The following is an 18222-nucleotide window of genomic DNA, read 5'->3' as shown; positions in this document are numbered from 1 at the left end:
TAATACCTGCTTATTAGGCGTAGACCAAATATACCTGAAATAAGATAACTTCCTATGCCCTTTCTGAAGACCGATTTGCTACGCTTTCACCTCTTTAGTGCAGTTGACTAGAGGCAACGGGACGCCACGAGATGGATGATCGCTTTATACTCATCTGACTGGCCTCGCCTCAATTCTCCATGCTATGGCACCCTTGTGTACTGTGACGCGCGTACTAGTGGTTGTGCATATGACTCCAGACAAGCAGGCGTTATTCGATATTTTCACAGCACACTTAACTGCCTATCCGCCGCTACGCAAAAGAGCTGGCCCCCATTGTTCGTAGCAAGATCCTTCTCGCTCCGCCTGACAGGCATATGCGTGTTGAGAACAGGAAGATACGAATCGTTTACGGACCCAGGGAAAACTTCGAGCGCCCTTCTATAGGCTCTGCTGCTATGGAGTTTCGAGAGAATGCCATAGACGTAATTTTACCGGGCGATATGGAAGATAGTGTGCTGTGGCTCTAGCGCCTCGATCTAGCCTTCTGCCCAGGCCCGAAAGTCCCCTTGCGCTTTTCCTTTTCGCTGAAGATCCTCCCGGCCTCGGCATAGCTGCGCTCGCGGTTCTGCTGCCAGAACGCAAACATTTCAGCCTCTCAGGTTTTAGCGCGGCTCGGTACTCTGCAGATTAGTTGGCAAGGTTAAGGATAGTGTGGGGCTGGCGCTGGGCGTGATTTCCATGGACATAAGCATCTCCTGAGACAACCGGCCTGATATCTGCCTCTGCTATGAAGCATGTGCAGCTTCCATAAGCCCATTAATTTGAGTGTCTTGCAGGGAGCCCTTCAAACAACTACAACCGACCCACTGCAACCTTCCACAGACGTTTGCAGTGGGCCAAGAGTAAACACACCCTACTCCCTGATTCGAGTATTTGGCACATACGTGTGAAAAAGACGGCTAGGCCGTTGGCACTGTTCCGCCGTCGATAACAAACTCGCTTCCGGTAATGGATGCCGCTCGAGGAGAAGACAGAAAACCAATCAGCTCAGCAACCTCAGACGGGGAGGATGGACGCCCGAGCGGGATGCCCCCTAGTGCTTCCATAATGATCTGCTTGCCGCCCTCATAGTCAGTACCTGCCTCCTGCGCGAGTCGCTCGGCAAGCGCAACTGACGCTTCGGTTTCAACCCAGCCCGGCGAGACCCGGACGACACGCACCCCCTTGGGCGAGACCTCTTTGGATAAACCCTTACTGTAAGTCGAGAGCGCAGCCTTAGCCGCCGCGTAGGCTAGTGTAGCCTCTGGCAGAGGAAGCTGACTCTGGATGGAAGTCACGTGAATAATGACCCCTTCCTTTCTCTCTAGCATATCCGGGAGCAAGGCGCGATCCAGGCGCACCGCAGGAAACAGGTTTAGATTGAGTTCACGTTGCCACTGTTCGTCATCCAGCGCAGCGAAGCCGCCGCCAGGTGCCGACGAACCGCCCAGGACATGAATTATGATGTCTACGCCGCCCAGTCGCTGCTTGATCGCGGCGACCAACGCAGCACAGCCTTCCCGGGTCGAGAGATCAGCCGGGACGAAGAGGTCATTCGGCATCTCAATGTCCGTCTGCCGGGCCGAGGTAATCACCTTCGCACCCTCGGCCAGGAACAGTTCGACTACAGCTTTCCCGATGCCTTTAGTGCCGCCGGTAACGAGGACTCGCTTGTTACCCAAATCAAGTTTTAGCATGGCATGATCTCCAGTGAGCAAACTTGATCGCCCTCCAGCAGAAATACGTACCCAGGCTGGACCGGGCTAGCAGGAAAGTTGCCGGTAAGCTGTGCAAAGACGGTCAGCCTACCCTCGCCAGGCAGGGCGTGCAGAGGTTGGACTTGATACGAGACCGCCCCCTGGGCCTCATATTGCCAGGCTTCGATGGCCTTGATGCGTTCATGCGTTTTGCTCTCGCCAGACGCCGTGATCTGTGAGCAGAAGCAATTCTTGCGCTGCGATACGTTACCGTCATTGCTAATGTCGAGGTATGTCCCAGCGACATTGGAAAGCTGAACGTTCATTTGCTGTTTCCCGAATCGATTACTCGAAGCGATCTTGCTACCAGACTAATAGTTTGCTCAACTGGGACAAAGCGTATGAGCTATCCCATAATCCAGGACAATCAATGTCAGATCTTCGTCTAGGGCTTAGTGAGTTGGACGCTGTTCTAGCGGTCGCTCGCAGAGCTTCGTTTCGCAAGGCCGCTATCGATCTCGATGTTTCAACCACCGCGTTGAGCGCCACCATCGCCAAACTGGAGGCGAGTCTCGAAACGCGGCTATTCAATCGCACGACACGCAGCGTGGCCGTCACTGAGGCGGGCAGGATCTTTCTGGAGCAGGTGGGGCCAGCCCTGCAAGACTTGCGTGCTGCGCTCGACGCAGTACGGTCACACAACGCGGGGCCTTCGGGCACACTGCGTATCAATGCATTCGCCAGCGCTGCCCGAGCAGCACTTCTACCACTGGTAGTAGAGTTCTTGCGGCATCATCCAAAGGTCCATATTGATCTCGTTACCGAAGGCCGCCTGGTGGATATCGTCGCTGACGGCTTCGATTTTGGCGTACGTTCCGCGAGCCTCGTACCCAGCGACATGATTGTGATCCCCCTCGGCCTGCCGCAACGGTACGCCGTAGTCGGTACACCCGCGTACTTCGAAAAATTTGGCAAGCCACAAACACCGCCTGATCTGCTCAACCATCGATGCATCCGGGTCCGCCTACCCAATGGCGCAATCTTCCCGTGGCATTTCGAACGAGATGGAGAAGTAACCAGGCTCGATGTAAGCGGGCCGCTCACGCTTGATGAGCCCAGCGTCGTCAAATGGACAGTGCAGGAGGGCATGGGGCTCGGATTCTTTATGGAGCAGGACGTACTAGGTGAAATCGAGACCGGACAGTTCGAGCGGATATTGGAAGCGTGGACACCGCCCAGAGACAATCTCTGCCTGTACTACCCGAACCGTCGCAACCCCTCCGCCGCGCTTAAGGCATTCATCACCCTCGCTCGCGCCCATCAAGCCAGCCAAAACGCACGAGCGTGATTCATGTTTATCTCTGGCGCACTTGCAACAGAGAGCCGCGGGCTATGGTCACCACCAACATTAATTAATCAAACCGAGTGTCAGGCCTTTCAATGTAGCCGCTGCGCGGGTCGAGCATCCCAGCTTGCGAAAGATGCTCTCCACGTGTGTGCGAACCGTGCTCGGACTGATGGCCAGCAGCCGCGCCACCTGCTTGTTGCTGGCGCCACGGCTGATTTCAAGGAGGATGCGACACTCACGCGTCGTCAGTAACGAAGCCTTGGGCTTATAAATCCCCCGCTCGCCCCGTGCGGTCGCAATCACCGCTTGGCACGCATTGTTGTCAAACAAGCCACTGCCAGCATCCCGCTCGAGCAGTCTCGCCGCCTCTGATTCGCTATAGGCCGGCCGCCATGGCCGGGCTTGCCTCAGTGCGACCCAGGCTACGGAAGCGGCGAGCAGTCGGTGCTCGGCACACAGCGCATCGCCCATTACGCCTCGAAAATAGCCACTGCCGTTGAGCCGTTCATAAGCATGGGCTGCAATCTCTCCAGACGCGGCCAATTCATTAAAAGGTCTTAGCGCCTGTTGCGTCCAGTAAGGAACGAGGTGTACCCGCTCCGCAGCGCCGTATGGGAGCGCCCCCGCGGTATTCCAGAGGTGGTTGGAAACGGCTGCCCGACCGAGACTGTAGACAAGCGCTGCCTTTCCGATCTCGGTAAGGGCTGGCTCACCCAGCCCCCACTGGCGTGCAGCTTCCATGGCGACATGCGCCACCTGTCGTGAATGCCCTGCCAACCAGGGCAGCTTCAGGTCAATCACGTCTCCCACCAGCGTTAGCGAGACGTAACGTTCGGCCTGCTCATGGTCAGTGAGTTTGGAGGACGCCTCTAGGTCCGCCAGCCATTCCCTGGCGTTTCCTATGAGCAACGATGCGAGATAAGCAGGATAGCGCCGATCCGACTGTTCATGGATCCAGCGTAGCGCCGCATCAAGGCCATAGGCTCGGCTGAGAATATCCAGATCACCAGCAAGCACCACTTGATAGGCGACCTCTGGGATATGCTCATGCGTCAGGCCCTGCGGCCGGCCAGTCCCGTCGTAGGTTTCGAATACGTGGCACAGGCCTGCCTTGACAGCGGCACCAAGTTCGAGGGTTTTGGCTATTTCTCCAGATACCTCACAGTGCACGACCGCAAGCGGGGCTGCCTGATGCACCGCGTTCATTTCCTCCTTGCCTAGAGTAAGGTCAAGCATCGCGCGGCGGCCATCTACATCATTACCCAACAGATCCGCAAACCCTTCGGCGTTTGCGGTACAGCCAGACCAGCGCAGTAGGGCGACCAGTTCCGCTACTCTCAGGTGCTCACCGTCGCCGTGCCTGGCCCGCGCCAGCATCCGCGCCAGTTCGGCAACGCGCCGGGAATGCCGGAGTGGCTGTCCCATGCTGAGGTCACCGACCTGGGCAATTACTCCCAGTGCTCCGCTCAATGAGATGTTCAGTGCCAACGCGCTATTCATTGAAAATACCCCGGGTCGGATAAATGACCGATGCACATAAAGCAGGCCAGTCAGCAGAATTTGAGCTCCCACACAGGAGCCAATTCAATGAAAACACTCAGATCAAAAGTCGCCGCCTTCGCCTTTGCCCTTACAGGCACGTTTATCGCAAGTACTAGTCAAGCGGAGGATACAACGCCTTCGGTGGTGATCGTACATGGCGCATTCGCCGACGGATCCGACTGGGCCAAAGTCGTGCCGCTGCTTCAGGCTGAAGGGATTGCCGTTACGGTCGTGCAAAATCCGCTCACCTCGCTTGCCGACGATGTTGCCGCTACACACCGTGTCTTAAATAACCAGCAGGGAAAAGTAGTTCTAGTTGGCCATTCATGGGGCGGTACCGTGATTACCGAGGCCGGCAGCGACGAGAAAGTCAGCGCTCTGGTATATGTCGCCGCATTCGCGCCGGATGCCGGACAAACCAGCGGCGAACAGGGCAGGGGCGCGCCTACGCCTCCTGGTATCAGTCAAATCAAGGCAGACGGCAATGGCTTCCTCTACCTGACGCCAGAAGGCATGGCCAAGGACTTCGCTCAGGACCTCCCTGCAGCGCAGACCGCCGTGATGACCGCAACGCAAGGACCCATCAAGGCATCTGCATTCGAGGATAGAACGACTGTCTCTGCCTGGAAGACCAAACCGTCCTGGTATCTGCTGGCCAATGAGGACCGGATGATTCACCCCGACGTCCAGCGCGCTACTGCAAAGCGTATCGGCGCGCAATTGAATGAGCTACACACGAGTCATGTTCCTCAACAGTCACAACCCGCCGAGGTAGCCAAGGTAATTCTCGAAGCAGTGCGAAGCGATGGCGGTCAGTGATCCCTTCGTGACGCCACTGATACTCCTGAACTCACTCGTTACATTGATACGGAGCGGACATGAACCTTCTATATGCTCAGAGCTATGACTTCATTGTGTGTGGTGCAGGTACGACGGGATGCGTGGTTGCTGCCCGCCTTGCCGACCATAACAACGCACGCGTCTTGCTGATAGAAGCAGGCAACGCGTATTCCGGACCGGAGGTTGTCGAACCGGCACAATGGCCGATGAACCTCGGTACGGATCGCGACTGGGCTTTCGAGGGGCAACCTAATTCGCACCTCAATGATCGTCGCCTTTCCCTGAGCATGGGCAAAGGGCTCGGAGGTGGATCTAGCATCAATGTAATGGTCTGGGCGCGCGGGCACCGCTCGGATTGGGATTATTTCGCTGCCGAGTCCGGCGATCCCGCCTGGGGCTACAGCTCAGTACTAGATTACTATCGCAGGATTGAGAGTTGGCAAGGAAGTCCGGATGCAGTGCGGCGCGGCTCAGGCGGTCCCGTGCATGTTGAGCAGCCAGCCACACCTCAGCCCCTCGCCTGGGCGACATTGGAAGCAGCCAGCTGTCTGGGCATTCCTAGATATGAAAGCCCCAATGGAGAAATGATGGAAGGCCCGGGCGGGGTCGCGATTACCGATCTGCGCATCAACCAGGGCAAGCGCGAATCCGTTTACGACTCCTATATCCGGCCACGGCTGCAGCATCCGAATTTGACGGTTCTGACCGGTGCATTGGTAACCCGTGTACTGCTTAGCGGGACAAAGGCAATCGGTGTTGAAGCGGTAGTGGACGGCAAGCGGCACCGCTTTCATGCTGGAGCTGAAGTCATTCTATCTATGGGCGCGGTAAATACGCCAAAGGTACTCATGCAGTCGGGGATTGGTCCGGAGGATCAACTGCGCGCCCATGGCATCGCCTTGATCAATCACCTTCCAGGTCTGGGTCAAAATCTTCAGGACCATATTGCTTTTGGCTGTACCTGGGAGTATCGGCAACCTCAGCTGATAGGCGGTAGTGGATGTGAAACCACCCTGTACTGGAGGAGCGACAGCCGCCTGGACGCTCCAGACCTGCTGCAATGTCAGCTCGAGTTTCCAGTGCCCTCTCCCTCTGAGGTCGGTGTTCAGCCGCCGCAACATGGCTGGACGATGTTTGCAGGGCTGGCCAGGCCTGTTAGTCGAGGGCGCGTGCGCCTGTCTGGTGCCGGCCCACAGGACGCTCCACTCATTGAGCCGGAATCGCTGAGCGCCCCTGAGGATATGGCCGCGGCGCTCGCGTCGATCGACCTGTGCCGGGCGATCGGCAACAGCGAAGCCTTCAACGGGTTGGTAAAGCGCGAGGTCGTTCCTGGCCCGAAAGAACGTCGCGCTATGGAGCAGTTCATCCGTAATGCTGCCGTGACCTACTGGCATCAGTCCTGCACTGCAAAAATGGGTCGCGATGCGATGTCAGTGGTTGACTGTCAGCTTCGGGTGTATGGCATTGAGAAACTTCGAATCGCGGATGCCTCGATCATGCCTCGAATAACCGTCGGCAATACGATGGCTCCATGCGTTGTCATTGGTGAACGTGCTGCCGACATGGTTCTCGCTGCGCATGGTTCGAGGGCTACAATATCTGTGTCTTAACGGGTAATGCAGTGAGGATAATAATAGTTGGCGGAGGTATAGCTGGCCTTGAAATGGCTAGGGCGCTAGAACAAGCCCGACTTGGTCGAGCGCAAGGCCAATGCGCCACAGGGAGGCACCAGGCTCTACTTGCCAGGAAATGCAGCACGGGCTTTGCACGAGCTAGGGCTACTGAATTCGATTGCAACGATGGCAGCTCCGATCAAAACCCAGCGTATTCTTGATAATAGAGGGACAGAGTTGAGCGTCACGCAGCTCCCCGGGAATCTGGTCGTCGGGCCATGTCTAGCGCTTGCGCGCGAAACCTTGCATGCAACACACACGCAGGGCAAACGAGACGGGCGTGCATTGTAGCCACAAGAGTGTACTCAAACCTCTAGCAGTGTCATTTAGTTCTGGTGAATCAGTGAGAGGATGCTGTCTTTAAGAATACACACCTGGCAGAGCAGGCGTGTATATCCGAAACAAGGCTCTTCTGCTGCAGCACAACAGTCATATCGCCTAAGCAAAGGTATCATTGTTGCGTGATGCTTGCGCTATTTGCCGTACCGTTTTGGACGAGCCTGGCCTCGTTATAGATGCCGCTCTGCTGCACAGTGGCAACCCCCAGCGACCCGCTCTGAAACACCTCAAGGTTACCGCTGCTTGTATTGTCCTGGCGGGCGGTAACGTCAAGCTCATCACCACGCTGGGTAATGGTCATCCTGCTTGGGAGGCTAAGTTCATTGCTGACCTGAGAGACATCGATGCTGTTATTTGAGCCAATGACATCCGTTAACAGACTAGATGCCGAACCTGTCTGTTGACGCTCCTGCCGAACGTTTACGCTATTGGAGTTCCCATCCAGGTAAGCCTCCATACGGGATGCGCCATTCTGATCGATAGTAAGTCGGTTATCACTGCCATATATGGAAACAATGGCATCAGGAGCCAAACTGTCACTTTCATTTCGTTGAAGCGCCTCAACAGTATTGCCGCTACCTTCCTGTCTTGTCCTAATGTACGCACCTGTACCACTTTGCTCCACAACAGCCGTGTTAGCGTTACCAACCTGAATGGCGCCTACGCTGTTATCCATTGACAGGGCACCTGCGAGTGTCGATACCGAAATCCTATTATTATCTCCGTAAGAGGCAAGGCTTGCGTAATTCAGGTAACCGTCCTGCATGACAGTATGTTCATTGTTATCTCCAGATTGCAGGCTTTGCGCGTAATTCTGGATTCCGCCTTGAGTCACCTCCGACAGGTTTCCACTACCTGCCTGGCTGATAGACCCACCATTAGCAGCCGTGTAGCTTTCACTGCCTGGCTGTTGCTGAACCATTGCCTGATTGGCTGCTCCATTTTGATCGATTTGTATGTTCCCTTCTCCAAACCCATTCTGAAGCGCAGTCGCCCGGTTTCCGGTGCCCACCTGACTTGTCTCGATGGTGTCATATCGGCCCCCTTCCTGACGCTGCAAGGAATAGTTGTCCGATCCTGTCTGGGTAAGTGATGACTTAAGCCCTGTCCCATCCTGATATTGCTCTGCAATGTTGTTATCTGCGTGAATAGCAACGGAGGCCAATAGCAACGTTATCCCTATCGAAAGTGCTGAATGTTTCATAGAAAACTCCCTAAATGCTCATAGATAAGCCGAACTTTTCGACCAAGAGGAGCACCGGCACTCACGCAGCCTGACCTCGCTTTTGTAAACGTCTGCCGGGACCGTCATCCAGATATGATGGTGGATTGAAGCATAGTGAATGTTTTGGAAAGTAACTGTATTCCAGACAGGCGATGCATCCCAAGCGAAGGCTGAGCATTTATCCCCCTTGCAAACCTTTCTTGCTGTTCTAGCGAGCAGGTAGCAGTTATATCGCCTAAGAGCTGTTGAGCTGACCTGTAAGCCCGGGTATATCCATTGTTAGGGAGCTTAGTTGATCCAGAAAAAGACAGTGCCCTTCTTGAATAGCCCGCCCGACTTAGAGTTTTGGTTGGTTTACTGGTGGGAATAGAGCTGTAACGCCCGAGCGAAACCTTGCGCCCGGAAAAGCGCACTCCCTTCGCCTTGATCACCATCGCTACTGACCAAGTAGATTTCGCGGGTGCCAGGCTTAATGGCCAAGCTAGTTGAGCGCAGGAAGTGGCCGCGCTCGCGTCCCGGTATCAGGATCTGGCCTATAGGCAGGCCGCTTGGATTGAGAACCAAGACCCTCCCCTGGCTGTACATCGCCACATAGAGATTGCCGTCCTCATCGACGTGCATAGAGTCTGGCGACGGGCCGTTGAACCGATAGACTACGGCCTCGCCAAAGGGGGCAATCTTTTGTGCATTCTCAAGTTCTATACGATGTAGCAGGCCAGTCGCAAATTCGGTGACCCAGAGGGTCTTCCCGTTGAGCGACAGTGCAATGCCGTTGGCAATTGCCAGCCTAGGCAGGATAGGCACAATCCTCTTGCCGTCGGCTGGCAGATAATAGACGCCGCCACTTGGCTCGGTAGAGGTGCCCTTGAAGTCAGTGAAATAAAGGCCACCCGTTTTATCAAAGACAAGATCATCGACTAGGTAATGCTGGCCAGCGGTAATGATTTCCTGCCTGTTCCGTCAGGCTGGTAGGCAGTTAGGTTGCCAGTATTATTGAAGTTACCCAGGCCTGCGACAAACAGGCGCCCATCCTTATGGATGGCCAGCCCTGCTGAGCCCAGGGCGTTTTTCTGCACCACGACGCTAAGCCTTTGCTGGATATCAACCTTGAGTACCTGGCCGCCAAACACCTCGATCAGAAACAGATTGCCGTTTCGATCAAAGGCTGGCCCCTCTAGCAGCAAGCCCTTGTCCGAAACCTTAAGCCAACGCTGCGCCGTAATTGTGGGTAGGTTTCGCTCTGCCTCAGGGATTGCATACAATTGCTGGTCGCCCGGAGGGTAAACAAGTGCCGGAATCGGCTCTTGCGCTACCACTAAAGGCGCAAGAGTACTTAACGCAAACACAAGGCAGGCAAGAATTCTTGCGTGCATGATGATTACCTCTGTATGGTTTTTATAGTTTCCAGATATCAAGCATGGAGAGGCGACCAGCGCCGCCTATCCAGGTGCCTCTTTGTAAGGGCAAGGAATACAGCAAGGCGAAAGGTAGGGTACATCACGCAGGCGTTAGCCACCGAGTGTCAGCAGCGCAGGCACTGTCAATACCGCGGTGTAGTACCCCATGAACTGCACGCCGATGTTGAAGCCCAAAAAGCGCGAGAGAAAACCACCCAGCAGCCCTACGGTAATAATCACCATCAGACCAAGCAGGCCGCCTTCCCAGAGGCCTATGACCAGAATAAGACCGACAAAGGTGGCGATAACCGCTTCGTGACTTACCTTGCGCGAAACAAACAAGGCCGCTCGGTGGGCGAAATTCATTGAAAAGGGATAGGCGATCAGGATAGCAATGATCACAGCCAGCATCCCGTAGCCGAAGAACTCGGATGTGCTCATTAAAGTATGAAGGTTATTGATCTCGCCAGAGGTGCTATCGACCGAAAAGCGCGGCGGTGCGTTGAACAACGGGGCGGCTGGGCCTGCAGCAACCGGGCTCAAGGGCAGGCCAAACGCAATCAGCGGAATCAGCGCCTCGGCGATGTAGGTCGCCTCGGTGACACCGTTACGCGCCGTAATCACGGATGTCAGGCGATGATAGGCATGCTTGATCCGTGCTCCGATTACCTCACCCATTATCACGGTCATCGCCACCGGGCTAAAGACAAAGGTGGCACTCGATACTGCGGCCGTGGCCAGTGTCATGCGAGTTTGGCGCTTGTCGAGCACTTTTAACGGGTTAGGGAAATATCCGCCCCAGCCTTTCACATCGGGTGACAGTGAGAATACCCGGACGCTATCGCGCTGCATACGCACCCGCTCACCGGGAGACATCAGAGCAAACAACGAAGCGACCAGAGGGCCAATCGCTATGCCTAGAAAATAGCTGACGCCCAGCTTCACCCCATAGGTTGCCGTCAGGGTTTGCAGCGCGACGATAACCAAAACGAAGGGCACCAGGGTAAATACCGAGGCCCAGCGACCGGCCGAGAAATAGGCAATAAGGATGGCGGCGCCAAGAAATACCCAGGGTGCGAATGCCTTGATCACCTCGCCGAACGGAGCCAGCAGTACCGCGAACAATACTGACAGCGGCACGGCAACCAGTGCGGCAATGGCACCGCCGGAAATCATCTTTCGAAGCGCAATGTGAGGCACACCGAGTTTTCGTAGGTAGTTGGCTTCGTCCATTAGGGGCGTGGCCATGGTGTCTCCCGGAATACCCAGCAAGGCGGTTGGCACCGCGTGGGTCATATGTTTGGCGACGGCACCTGCTAGAAAAAAGGTAAATACTCCTTCCGGCGGAACCCCAAGCAATACCACCAGCAGCGTCAACGGCGCCAAGGTCGTGGTTTCGTCGCTACCAGATATCAGGCCAATAGCGGCAAATACGACAGCACCGATAAGCCCCATACCGCAGGCGACAAGGATCTGTTCAACAAGGCCCTCCATCATGACTGCCCTCCGCTCAGACTGACGTGTGCGGGAACCACCACGACAGCGCTAGGCGCCTGGGCGGCCGTCCGGGCTTCAGCGGCCTCGGCTTCACGAAAAAGGGCATAGAGCCCCAGCTCACGCAGTTCGACTACTACTTCATGAGGTAGCTCGTCCAGCCGCCCTATCGTGCCGTGTTCCGCCGCAAGTTCTACGAGTACCTGCTGGCGAAACGTCGGATCGATCATGTGCTCGACGACTTTGCGCTTTGGCTTGAAAAGCATCGCGCTGATTAAGCCACCTGCCAGGCAGCCCAGAATGCCCGTCAGCATTGCATAGGCCCGTGCCATTTGCCTGGATTCGACTACGCCTAGGAGTACGTGCTGCGCAAGATAATAGGTGCCAAGGCTGATAAGGGCGCCGATGATGATGGACATGAGCAGGTGGCTGCGATCAACAGTGTCACCCCAGACTTCATAGAGCTCCGGCTTTTTCATGGCTGTGCCTCCTGCTGGAAGGGCACGGGGCATGCGGCTTGCGTCAGTTGATGTTCCATGATGTTTCTCCGGCCTTTGTAGGCTTTTGTTGTTATCAAGAGAAAATGTCTTAGTTTGAAAAGTGTCTTATCCCCTGTCTGATCGTGCATTGATTGCCCTTGCGGTGCGCGATGCAGTCAGCCGACCCAGCGCCTTGTCGATATAGGTGCCCGCGTGTACCAGCGCGTCCAGGTCTATGCCGGTCCTAACGCCAAGTCTGTGAAGCAGATAGGCAACATCCTCCGTTGCGACATTGCCCGTGGCGCCGGGCGCATAGGGGCAGCCGCCAAGTCCTGAAACGGAGCTGTCAAACACCCGAACGCCACAGTCCAATGCGGCGTACAGGTTCGCGATGGCCATGCCGTAGGTGTCATGGAAGTGACCAGCAAGCGAGGCGAGCGGAATCTCGCTGGCGCAGGCCCTGACTAGCGCTTTCGTTTTCTCTGGCGTACCTACGCCAGTGGTATCGCCAAGGCTGATCTCGTAGCAGCCCATCTCATACAGCGACGTGCTGACCCTTACCACATCGGTAAGAGCAACATCACCGCCAAGCGGGCAGCCTAGCACGCAGGAGACATAGCCACGTACGGGAATGCCTGCGTGTCTCGCTCTCATCAGTACCGGCTCAAACCGCGCAAGGCTCTGGGCAATGGAGCAGTTTATGTTGCGCTGGGAGAAGGCCTCCGAGGCCGCCGCAAACACGGCAATTTCGGGGCAGCCACAGCCAAGCGCAGCCTCCAGGCCTTTCTCATTTGGCACCAGCGCGCAGTAGCTTACCCCAGGCAATGGTAAAAGGCTTCGCATTACCTCGTCAGACCCTTCCATCTGCGGCACCCACCGAGGCGAGACAAACGCGCCGACCTCAAGGTTGCGCAGACCTGCTGCGATTAGACGCTCAATCAGGTTGACGCGAACCGCCACCGGCACCCTGCGTGACTCGTTCTGCAAACCGTCGCGTGGGCCAACCTCGACCAGCTTGACCACATCGGAAGTCACTGACCGCGCCTCTCTGTCAGCAGCGCTTGGGCGCGGTCGGCACGCACATCCTTTGCCTCGACCATACGCGTGGCCACCCAATCGATTTCTTCGCCGCGCGCCCCAGCTGACAGTGCGATGTTGCGTGCATGCAGCGCCATGTGCCCACGCTGAATACCTTCAGTAGCAAGGGCGCGCAGCGCACCAAGGTTTTGCGCCAAGCCAACCGCGACCGCAATCTCGGCCAGCTCTTGAGCCGTCTTGACGCCCAGGATACGTAGGGAGAGCTGCGCCAGCGGATGAGTCCTGGTTGCTCCGCCCACCAGGCCCAGCGGCATGGGCATCTCAATGGTTCCGACCAGATGGCCGTTACCTGCCTTCTCCCAGGTCGTCAGCGAGCCGTAGTGCCCGTTGCGGCAGGCATAGGCATGGGCGCCCGCTTCGACAGCACGCCAGTCATTGCCAGTGGCCACAACCAGCGGATCGATGCCGTTCATAATGCCCTTATTGTGAGTAGCTGCCCGATACGGGTCGATCGCGGCAAAGGTATAGGCGTCAATGATGCCTTCGATAACCTCCGAGCCCTGGTAGCCTGGAGCATCGAGCTGCTCGGGGGCAATGCGCACCTGGGCACGCGCCAGGCGCAGGTCGGCCAGGTTGGAAAGAATGCGCAAACGCACCTTGCCGCCGCAGAGCTGCTCGATCAGCGGCGCCACAGCCTCGGCCATGGTATTGACCGTATTGGCACCCATAGCATCGCGCACGTCGACGATGAGGTGCGCAACAAGCATCGGGCCCCGGGGGCTTTCAATAAAGGTATGCACTTCGATGTCCCGACACCCGCCCCCCAGCGTGTTTAAAAGCTGGTCCTTGCTGTTAGCCAGAGCGATGATCTCATCCTTATTGCGTAGAAGGCTTAGACGGGCACTGTAGGGATCGTCGACGCCCATGATTTGGACCTGAGCGCGCATGAGCGGCGCTGTACTGGAGGTCAGGAAACCACCGCCCGGGCGCGCCAGCTTTGCCATGAAAGAGGCCGCGGCGACGACGGAAGGTTCCTCGACCACAAGGGGGATCAGGACATCGCGGCCATTGATTTGAAAGTTGGTGGCGATCGCATAGGGCAGCTCAAATGTGCCTACTACGTTTTCGATCATGCCCTCGGCAACTCCTAGCGGCAGTGCTCCGGCCTTACGTAGCAGGGCAGTGTCCGCATTAGACAGCGCCAGCTGTTGCTGTAGGTGTTCAAGGCGTTGAACAGGTGTAAGGCTTCGGAACTGAGGCAGGCGTGAGTCAATGGACATCAGATGCTCCTTGGGGAGTCAATTGTTTTGGTGTGCCTACGTTAGCCCTGTCTGTAACCACGAAAAAAGGTACAGTTTGGCTGGACAGTTAAAGCCCTCCACCCTCTGGAGCAGGATCATGGCCCGTCAGACGCTCGCGCAGAAAGTTTCCACTGCCCTCGCCCAGCAAATTGCTGATGGCGCGCTCAAGGCAGGGGACAGGTTGCCTTCGCTCCGTGAGTACATGCGCCTGCACCGGTACTCCAAGAATACGATCATCACCGCATACGAGCAGCTGGCCTCGCAGGGGCTCGTCGAGGCGCGCCATGGACGGGGTTTTTTTGTTTGCGCCGTGCCAGCCACCAGCATGGAGGACGACGACGCGGAGCCGTACACCCGCGCGCTGGACACCATCTGGATGATGCGCCAACAGTTCGTGCGCGAGCCGGGTCACTCTCATCTGGGTGAAGGCTTCCCGCCTGTGGAGTGGTTGATGGACATGCGTCTGGACAAATTTCACCGTCAGGTCGTACGGGGAGGAGTAACGACGCTGTTTCGCTATGGCACGCGCTTGGGCAACCCGGGCCTTCGCCAGCGGCTGATTCAAAAGCTTGCCTCCTATGCAATCAGCGTCTCCCCAAGACAGGTCGTGACTACGCTGGGTGCCAACCATGGCATGGACCTGATTATCCGCCGCTATGTCAGGTCGCGTGACATCGTGCTGGTAGAGGATCCTGGTTACTATCCTCTGTTCGGCAAACTACAGCTGCAAGGCGCACGCCTGCTGGGTGTACCCCGCCAGGCTGATGGACCTGACCTTGACGCGCTGGAACGCATCCTCAAACGGCACAAACCTAGACTGTTCTTCCTGCAGTCCGTTGGCCACAACCCCACCGGTGCTGACCTTTCACCCGCCAAGGCCCACCGGCTCCTACAAATTGCCCAGAGGCACGATCTGCTTATCGTCGAGAACGATGCCATGGCTGACTTCAAGCCAAGTTCGTCGATCAAGCTATCGGCTCTAGACCAGTTGAGCCGTACGCTGTACCTGGGCAGTTTTTCCAAGTCCATCTCTGCCGCGCTACGGGTCGGCTTTATTGCCGGCAGTAAGCAGCGCATTGAGGAGCTGGCCGATATTAAGATGCTCTTGCACAACAGCGGCGCCGAATACAGCGAGCGCACCATAGATGTGATCCTGAGTGAGGGTCACTTCCTTAGGCACCTGGCACGCCTGCAGGACAGACTCCGCGAGGCGACAAGGCGCGGCATCGACATCCTTGACGAACTGGGCGCCGAACTTTTCTGCCGCCCCGAACAAAGCCTCTACCTCTGGGCCCGCTTTCCAGGCATCGACGACGCTAACAACCTCACCCGTCACTGCCTGAGTAAAGGCGTAATGCTCGCCCCAGGCTCCATCTTTGCTGTAAACCGCCATGTGCCCGTCCCCTGGACCCGGTTAAACGTCGCTTACCTGGACGATCCTGCATTTCGGGCAAGTCTGAAAGAATAAATATGCAGTAGAGCCTAGGCTGTTTTCGCATCTAAGGCCTGCACTGGGGTCATTTCTTTAATTGGCCAATTGTCCTTTTCTACCTAGGCACGGGTTAACCCTACTTTTCCGGTTGGGTGTGCTTTATTAGGCGCATGACTACCAGTAGAGGCATTGACAATCAGGGGTGTAGTCCTGTTGATCAAGAGCGCAGGACGATAGCAGACGTCGGTTGGGGCAAGCTTACCCGCCAGCTCTAATATAGGGGTCCATGAGCAGGCAAGCGGTCGTTATCGACCACTGTTATCCCAGCTCAAAGCGTTCTTCGTGTGGCGGGCATGTAGTGCCTCAACATCCGCTTGCAGGCTTGCCCTGAGTGTAAAGAGAACATGACCGTAACGTAAATGCTACCCGGTGTTAGCTTAGCCTCTGGAAAGATATAAGCGGTATAGGAAAAGTCTAGATGTCCTGTTCTCGTTAAATTTGGAATCCCCTCCTTTAGGGCGGAAGGACGTCAAATTCTTTTCAAGGGTTAACACTGCGACTGATACCTCGTCGCAATTACACCAAAGCGCTCGCCATGCACCAGGGAGCACGAGCTTAGCAGGGAAAGCTCAGCACAAACCCGATGAGGGCATGTGAAATCCTGACTATTAGAGGGTGAACGGGTCGGGACATACGCAACGTAAGCATCCTTGACCTTTACAAGGCGAACGAGGAACACACCCTGTACACGAGCGACGTCTCCTTGCAATCTTGTTTCAGATAGATAAAGCGGAAATGTCCAATTTCTTGGTGCTTCCCGATAAGAGCATGGGCTCGTGTCACTTGCTGACGGTCTCCATCTAGCTGCATCGGCTCGTGTGAGGCGAGCCGATGCGCTTGTGCTCAATCAACCGCCGCCACGATTGCGATTTCCACCAGTAATTCCGGCGCAGCCAGCTTTGACTCGACAGTAGCCCGTGCAGGTGCCTGCCCTTCTGGTGCCCAGGCGTCCCATACTTCGTTCATACCAGCGAAATTCGCCTCAATATCCGACAGCCAGACCTGCGCACTAAGAATGCGGGTCTTGTCTAGACCGACCTTGGCCAAGTAGTGGTCGATCTTCTGCAGCACCTGCTCCGTCTGGCCTTTGATGTCCTGCGTGCGGTCGCCGGCGGTTTGCCCACCGATAAAGGTTATGCCGCCCTTATACTGGACGACGCGGCTCATGCGCTGGTTGGTTTCGACTCGGGTGATCGGTTGCATGAAGGCTCCTTGGATGCCCTGAGGGCGGAAGAATCGAGATTGAAGCGATCGATGGCGAATGCTGCCAGGTCGATAGATGAAGACTCGCCCAGGACCAGTTGCGCGACGCGCTCTCCAGTACCAAGGCTCATTTGAAAGCCGCTACCGCAGTAGCCAAACGAATAGGTCAGCCCGCTTGCACGGCAGCTGTGCGAAATAACCGGCAGATCGTCTATGGTGAACGCTTCGATACCTGCCCAGGCGCGGTTGATACCAAGGTGCGTTAAATGCGGAAAAAGATCGGTCACAGTTAGCGCACTGGTGATGAGGCGAGTGATATCGACCTCGCCGTGCCGGGCATCGAAATCCAGGTCGCCGATGAGCTTGCCGCCGATGACGACCGTACCGTTATCAAACTGCTTAAACGACAGCGCGCGTCCAGTGGCCCCAAGCACCTGCTTGCAAAAGGGTGCGACTCTGTGGGTCACCATCAGCATCAAGCCTTGCGGATAGGTGGGAACAGGCTCGCCTATGTCAGCGGCAAGACGTCCCGCCCAAGCACCGGCAGTCACCACAAGGTGGTCCGCCTCGAACCGCCCTTTCGGCGTGCTGACGTGCCAATGCGAGGCCTGTTGAGTGATGGCAAGCGCCGGCGTTTGCTCATGCACCACCACGCCCAGTCGCTGCGCCGCCCTCCGAACAGCCGTCACGACGCGAAACGGCACTGCGTAGCCGTCATCCGCTACCCATATACCGCCAACGACATGTGGGGCCACCGTGGGGAGTAGCTCAAAGACTTCCGTCCGATCGATAAGAACCTCATGAGTAAATCCATTCGCCTGCAATTCGGCGACGCGCATTTGACATTGCGCAAGCTCCGCCTCGGTCTCGGCAAGCTTCAACTGTCCGCTTGCAACGAAGCTCGCATCGTCACCCAGCAGTTCCGGCAGGTTGTGCCAGATTTCGCGGGATGCCAGCGACAATGGAATCTCCGCCAGATGGCGGCCGAGTGTCCGCACTCCACCCGCATTTACACCCGAGGCATGGCGGCCAGCATAGTCGGCCTCCAGGACCGTCACCTTTATGCCCCGACGAGCAAGATGAAACGCTGTACTCAAACCATGCAGGCCAGCGCCGATGACGAGCACGTCGGA

Annotated in this window: 16 protein-coding genes; 4 read left to right on the top strand and 12 right to left on the bottom strand. The window is 56.6% G+C overall.

The window, feature by feature from the left end:
- Positions 1 to 941 precede the first annotated feature (941 nt).
- Positions 942 to 1718: an SDR family oxidoreductase gene (locus EAW52_RS23575; protein WP_122044306.1), complete on the bottom strand. Its 777-nt coding sequence runs from the start codon at positions 1716 to 1718 to the stop codon at positions 942 to 944.
- Positions 1712 to 2044, bottom strand: coding sequence for a nuclear transport factor 2 family protein (locus EAW52_RS23570; RefSeq protein ID WP_122044305.1), 333 nt, complete (start codon positions 2042 to 2044; stop codon positions 1712 to 1714). Before EAW52_RS23570 ends, EAW52_RS23575 begins: the two co-directional genes overlap by 7 nt.
- A gap of 104 nt (positions 2045 to 2148) precedes the next feature.
- Here EAW52_RS23570 and EAW52_RS23565 point away from each other — a divergent pair, with 104 nt between their 5' ends.
- The gene (locus EAW52_RS23565; protein WP_122044304.1) at positions 2149 to 3066 is read left to right on the top strand and encodes a LysR family transcriptional regulator; all 918 of its coding nucleotides are present in this window, start codon (positions 2149 to 2151) and stop codon (positions 3064 to 3066) included.
- Between the two features lie 60 nt (positions 3067 to 3126).
- Here EAW52_RS23565 and EAW52_RS23560 read toward each other — a convergent pair whose 3' ends face one another.
- Entirely contained in the window at positions 3127 to 4566 is a 1440-nt protein-coding gene (locus EAW52_RS23560) for an HD domain-containing phosphohydrolase (protein WP_122044303.1), read from the bottom strand.
- An 87-nt stretch (positions 4567 to 4653) separates the two neighbouring features.
- Here EAW52_RS23560 and EAW52_RS23555 point away from each other — a divergent pair, with 87 nt between their 5' ends.
- On the top strand, positions 4654 to 5427 hold the full coding sequence (locus EAW52_RS23555; protein ID WP_122044302.1) for an alpha/beta hydrolase: 774 nt from the start codon (positions 4654 to 4656) through the stop codon (positions 5425 to 5427).
- Between the two features lie 59 nt (positions 5428 to 5486).
- Entirely contained in the window at positions 5487 to 7058 is a 1572-nt protein-coding gene (locus tag EAW52_RS23550) for a GMC family oxidoreductase (protein WP_122044301.1), read from the top strand.
- 514 nt (positions 7059 to 7572) lie between these two features.
- On the opposite strand, the gene EAW52_RS23545 is transcribed toward EAW52_RS23550, so the two are convergent.
- From EAW52_RS23545 to EAW52_RS23520, 7 genes are all read right to left on the bottom strand, one after another.
- The gene (locus EAW52_RS23545; RefSeq protein ID WP_122044300.1) at positions 7573 to 8664 is read right to left on the bottom strand and encodes a hypothetical protein; all 1092 of its coding nucleotides are present in this window, start codon (positions 8662 to 8664) and stop codon (positions 7573 to 7575) included.
- 375 nt (positions 8665 to 9039) lie between these two features.
- Positions 9040 to 9627, bottom strand: coding sequence for an SMP-30/gluconolactonase/LRE family protein (locus tag EAW52_RS26555; RefSeq protein ID WP_244322501.1), 588 nt, complete (start codon positions 9625 to 9627; stop codon positions 9040 to 9042).
- The gene (locus EAW52_RS26550; RefSeq protein WP_230382269.1) at positions 9603 to 10058 is read right to left on the bottom strand and encodes a hypothetical protein; all 456 of its coding nucleotides are present in this window, start codon (positions 10056 to 10058) and stop codon (positions 9603 to 9605) included. Before EAW52_RS26550 ends, EAW52_RS26555 begins: the two co-directional genes overlap by 25 nt.
- A 135-nt stretch (positions 10059 to 10193) precedes the next feature.
- Positions 10194 to 11579 carry a tripartite tricarboxylate transporter permease gene (locus EAW52_RS23535; protein WP_073450460.1) on the bottom strand — a complete coding sequence of 462 codons (1386 nt, stop codon included), beginning with the start codon at positions 11577 to 11579 and terminating at the stop codon, positions 10194 to 10196.
- Complete coding sequence (locus EAW52_RS23530) at positions 11576 to 12055, bottom strand: hypothetical protein (protein WP_073450459.1); 480 nt, start codon at positions 12053 to 12055, stop codon at positions 11576 to 11578. Before EAW52_RS23530 ends, EAW52_RS23535 begins: the two co-directional genes overlap by 4 nt.
- Before the next feature lie 126 nt (positions 12056 to 12181).
- Positions 12182 to 13090, bottom strand: coding sequence for a hydroxymethylglutaryl-CoA lyase (locus EAW52_RS23525; RefSeq protein WP_073450458.1), 909 nt, complete (start codon positions 13088 to 13090; stop codon positions 12182 to 12184).
- Entirely contained in the window at positions 13087 to 14373 is a 1287-nt protein-coding gene (locus tag EAW52_RS23520; protein ID WP_073450457.1) for a hydroxymethylglutaryl-CoA reductase, degradative, read from the bottom strand. Before EAW52_RS23520 ends, EAW52_RS23525 begins: the two co-directional genes overlap by 4 nt.
- A 118-nt stretch (positions 14374 to 14491) precedes the next feature.
- On the opposite strand from EAW52_RS23520, the gene EAW52_RS23515 reads away from it, so the two are divergent.
- Positions 14492 to 15862: a PLP-dependent aminotransferase family protein gene (locus tag EAW52_RS23515; protein ID WP_073450456.1), complete on the top strand. Its 1371-nt coding sequence runs from the start codon at positions 14492 to 14494 to the stop codon at positions 15860 to 15862.
- Between the two features lie 867 nt (positions 15863 to 16729).
- Here EAW52_RS23515 and EAW52_RS23510 read toward each other — a convergent pair.
- Both EAW52_RS23510 and EAW52_RS23505 read right to left on the bottom strand, forming a co-directional pair.
- Entirely contained in the window at positions 16730 to 17089 is a 360-nt protein-coding gene (locus tag EAW52_RS23510; RefSeq protein WP_122044299.1) for a RidA family protein, read from the bottom strand.
- Positions 17050 to 18216, bottom strand: a complete 1167-nt coding sequence (locus tag EAW52_RS23505) for an FAD-binding oxidoreductase (RefSeq protein WP_256680858.1) — start codon at positions 18214 to 18216, stop codon at positions 17050 to 17052. Before EAW52_RS23505 ends, EAW52_RS23510 begins: the two co-directional genes overlap by 40 nt.
- Positions 18217 to 18222: the final 6 nt, after the last annotated feature.

The sequence above is a fragment of the Pseudomonas sp. LTJR-52 genome (assembly GCF_003691465.1).
Lineage (GTDB): Bacteria > Pseudomonadota > Gammaproteobacteria > Pseudomonadales > Pseudomonadaceae > Chryseomonas > Chryseomonas luteola.
This window is presented reverse-complemented; position numbering and strand designations above follow the sequence as displayed.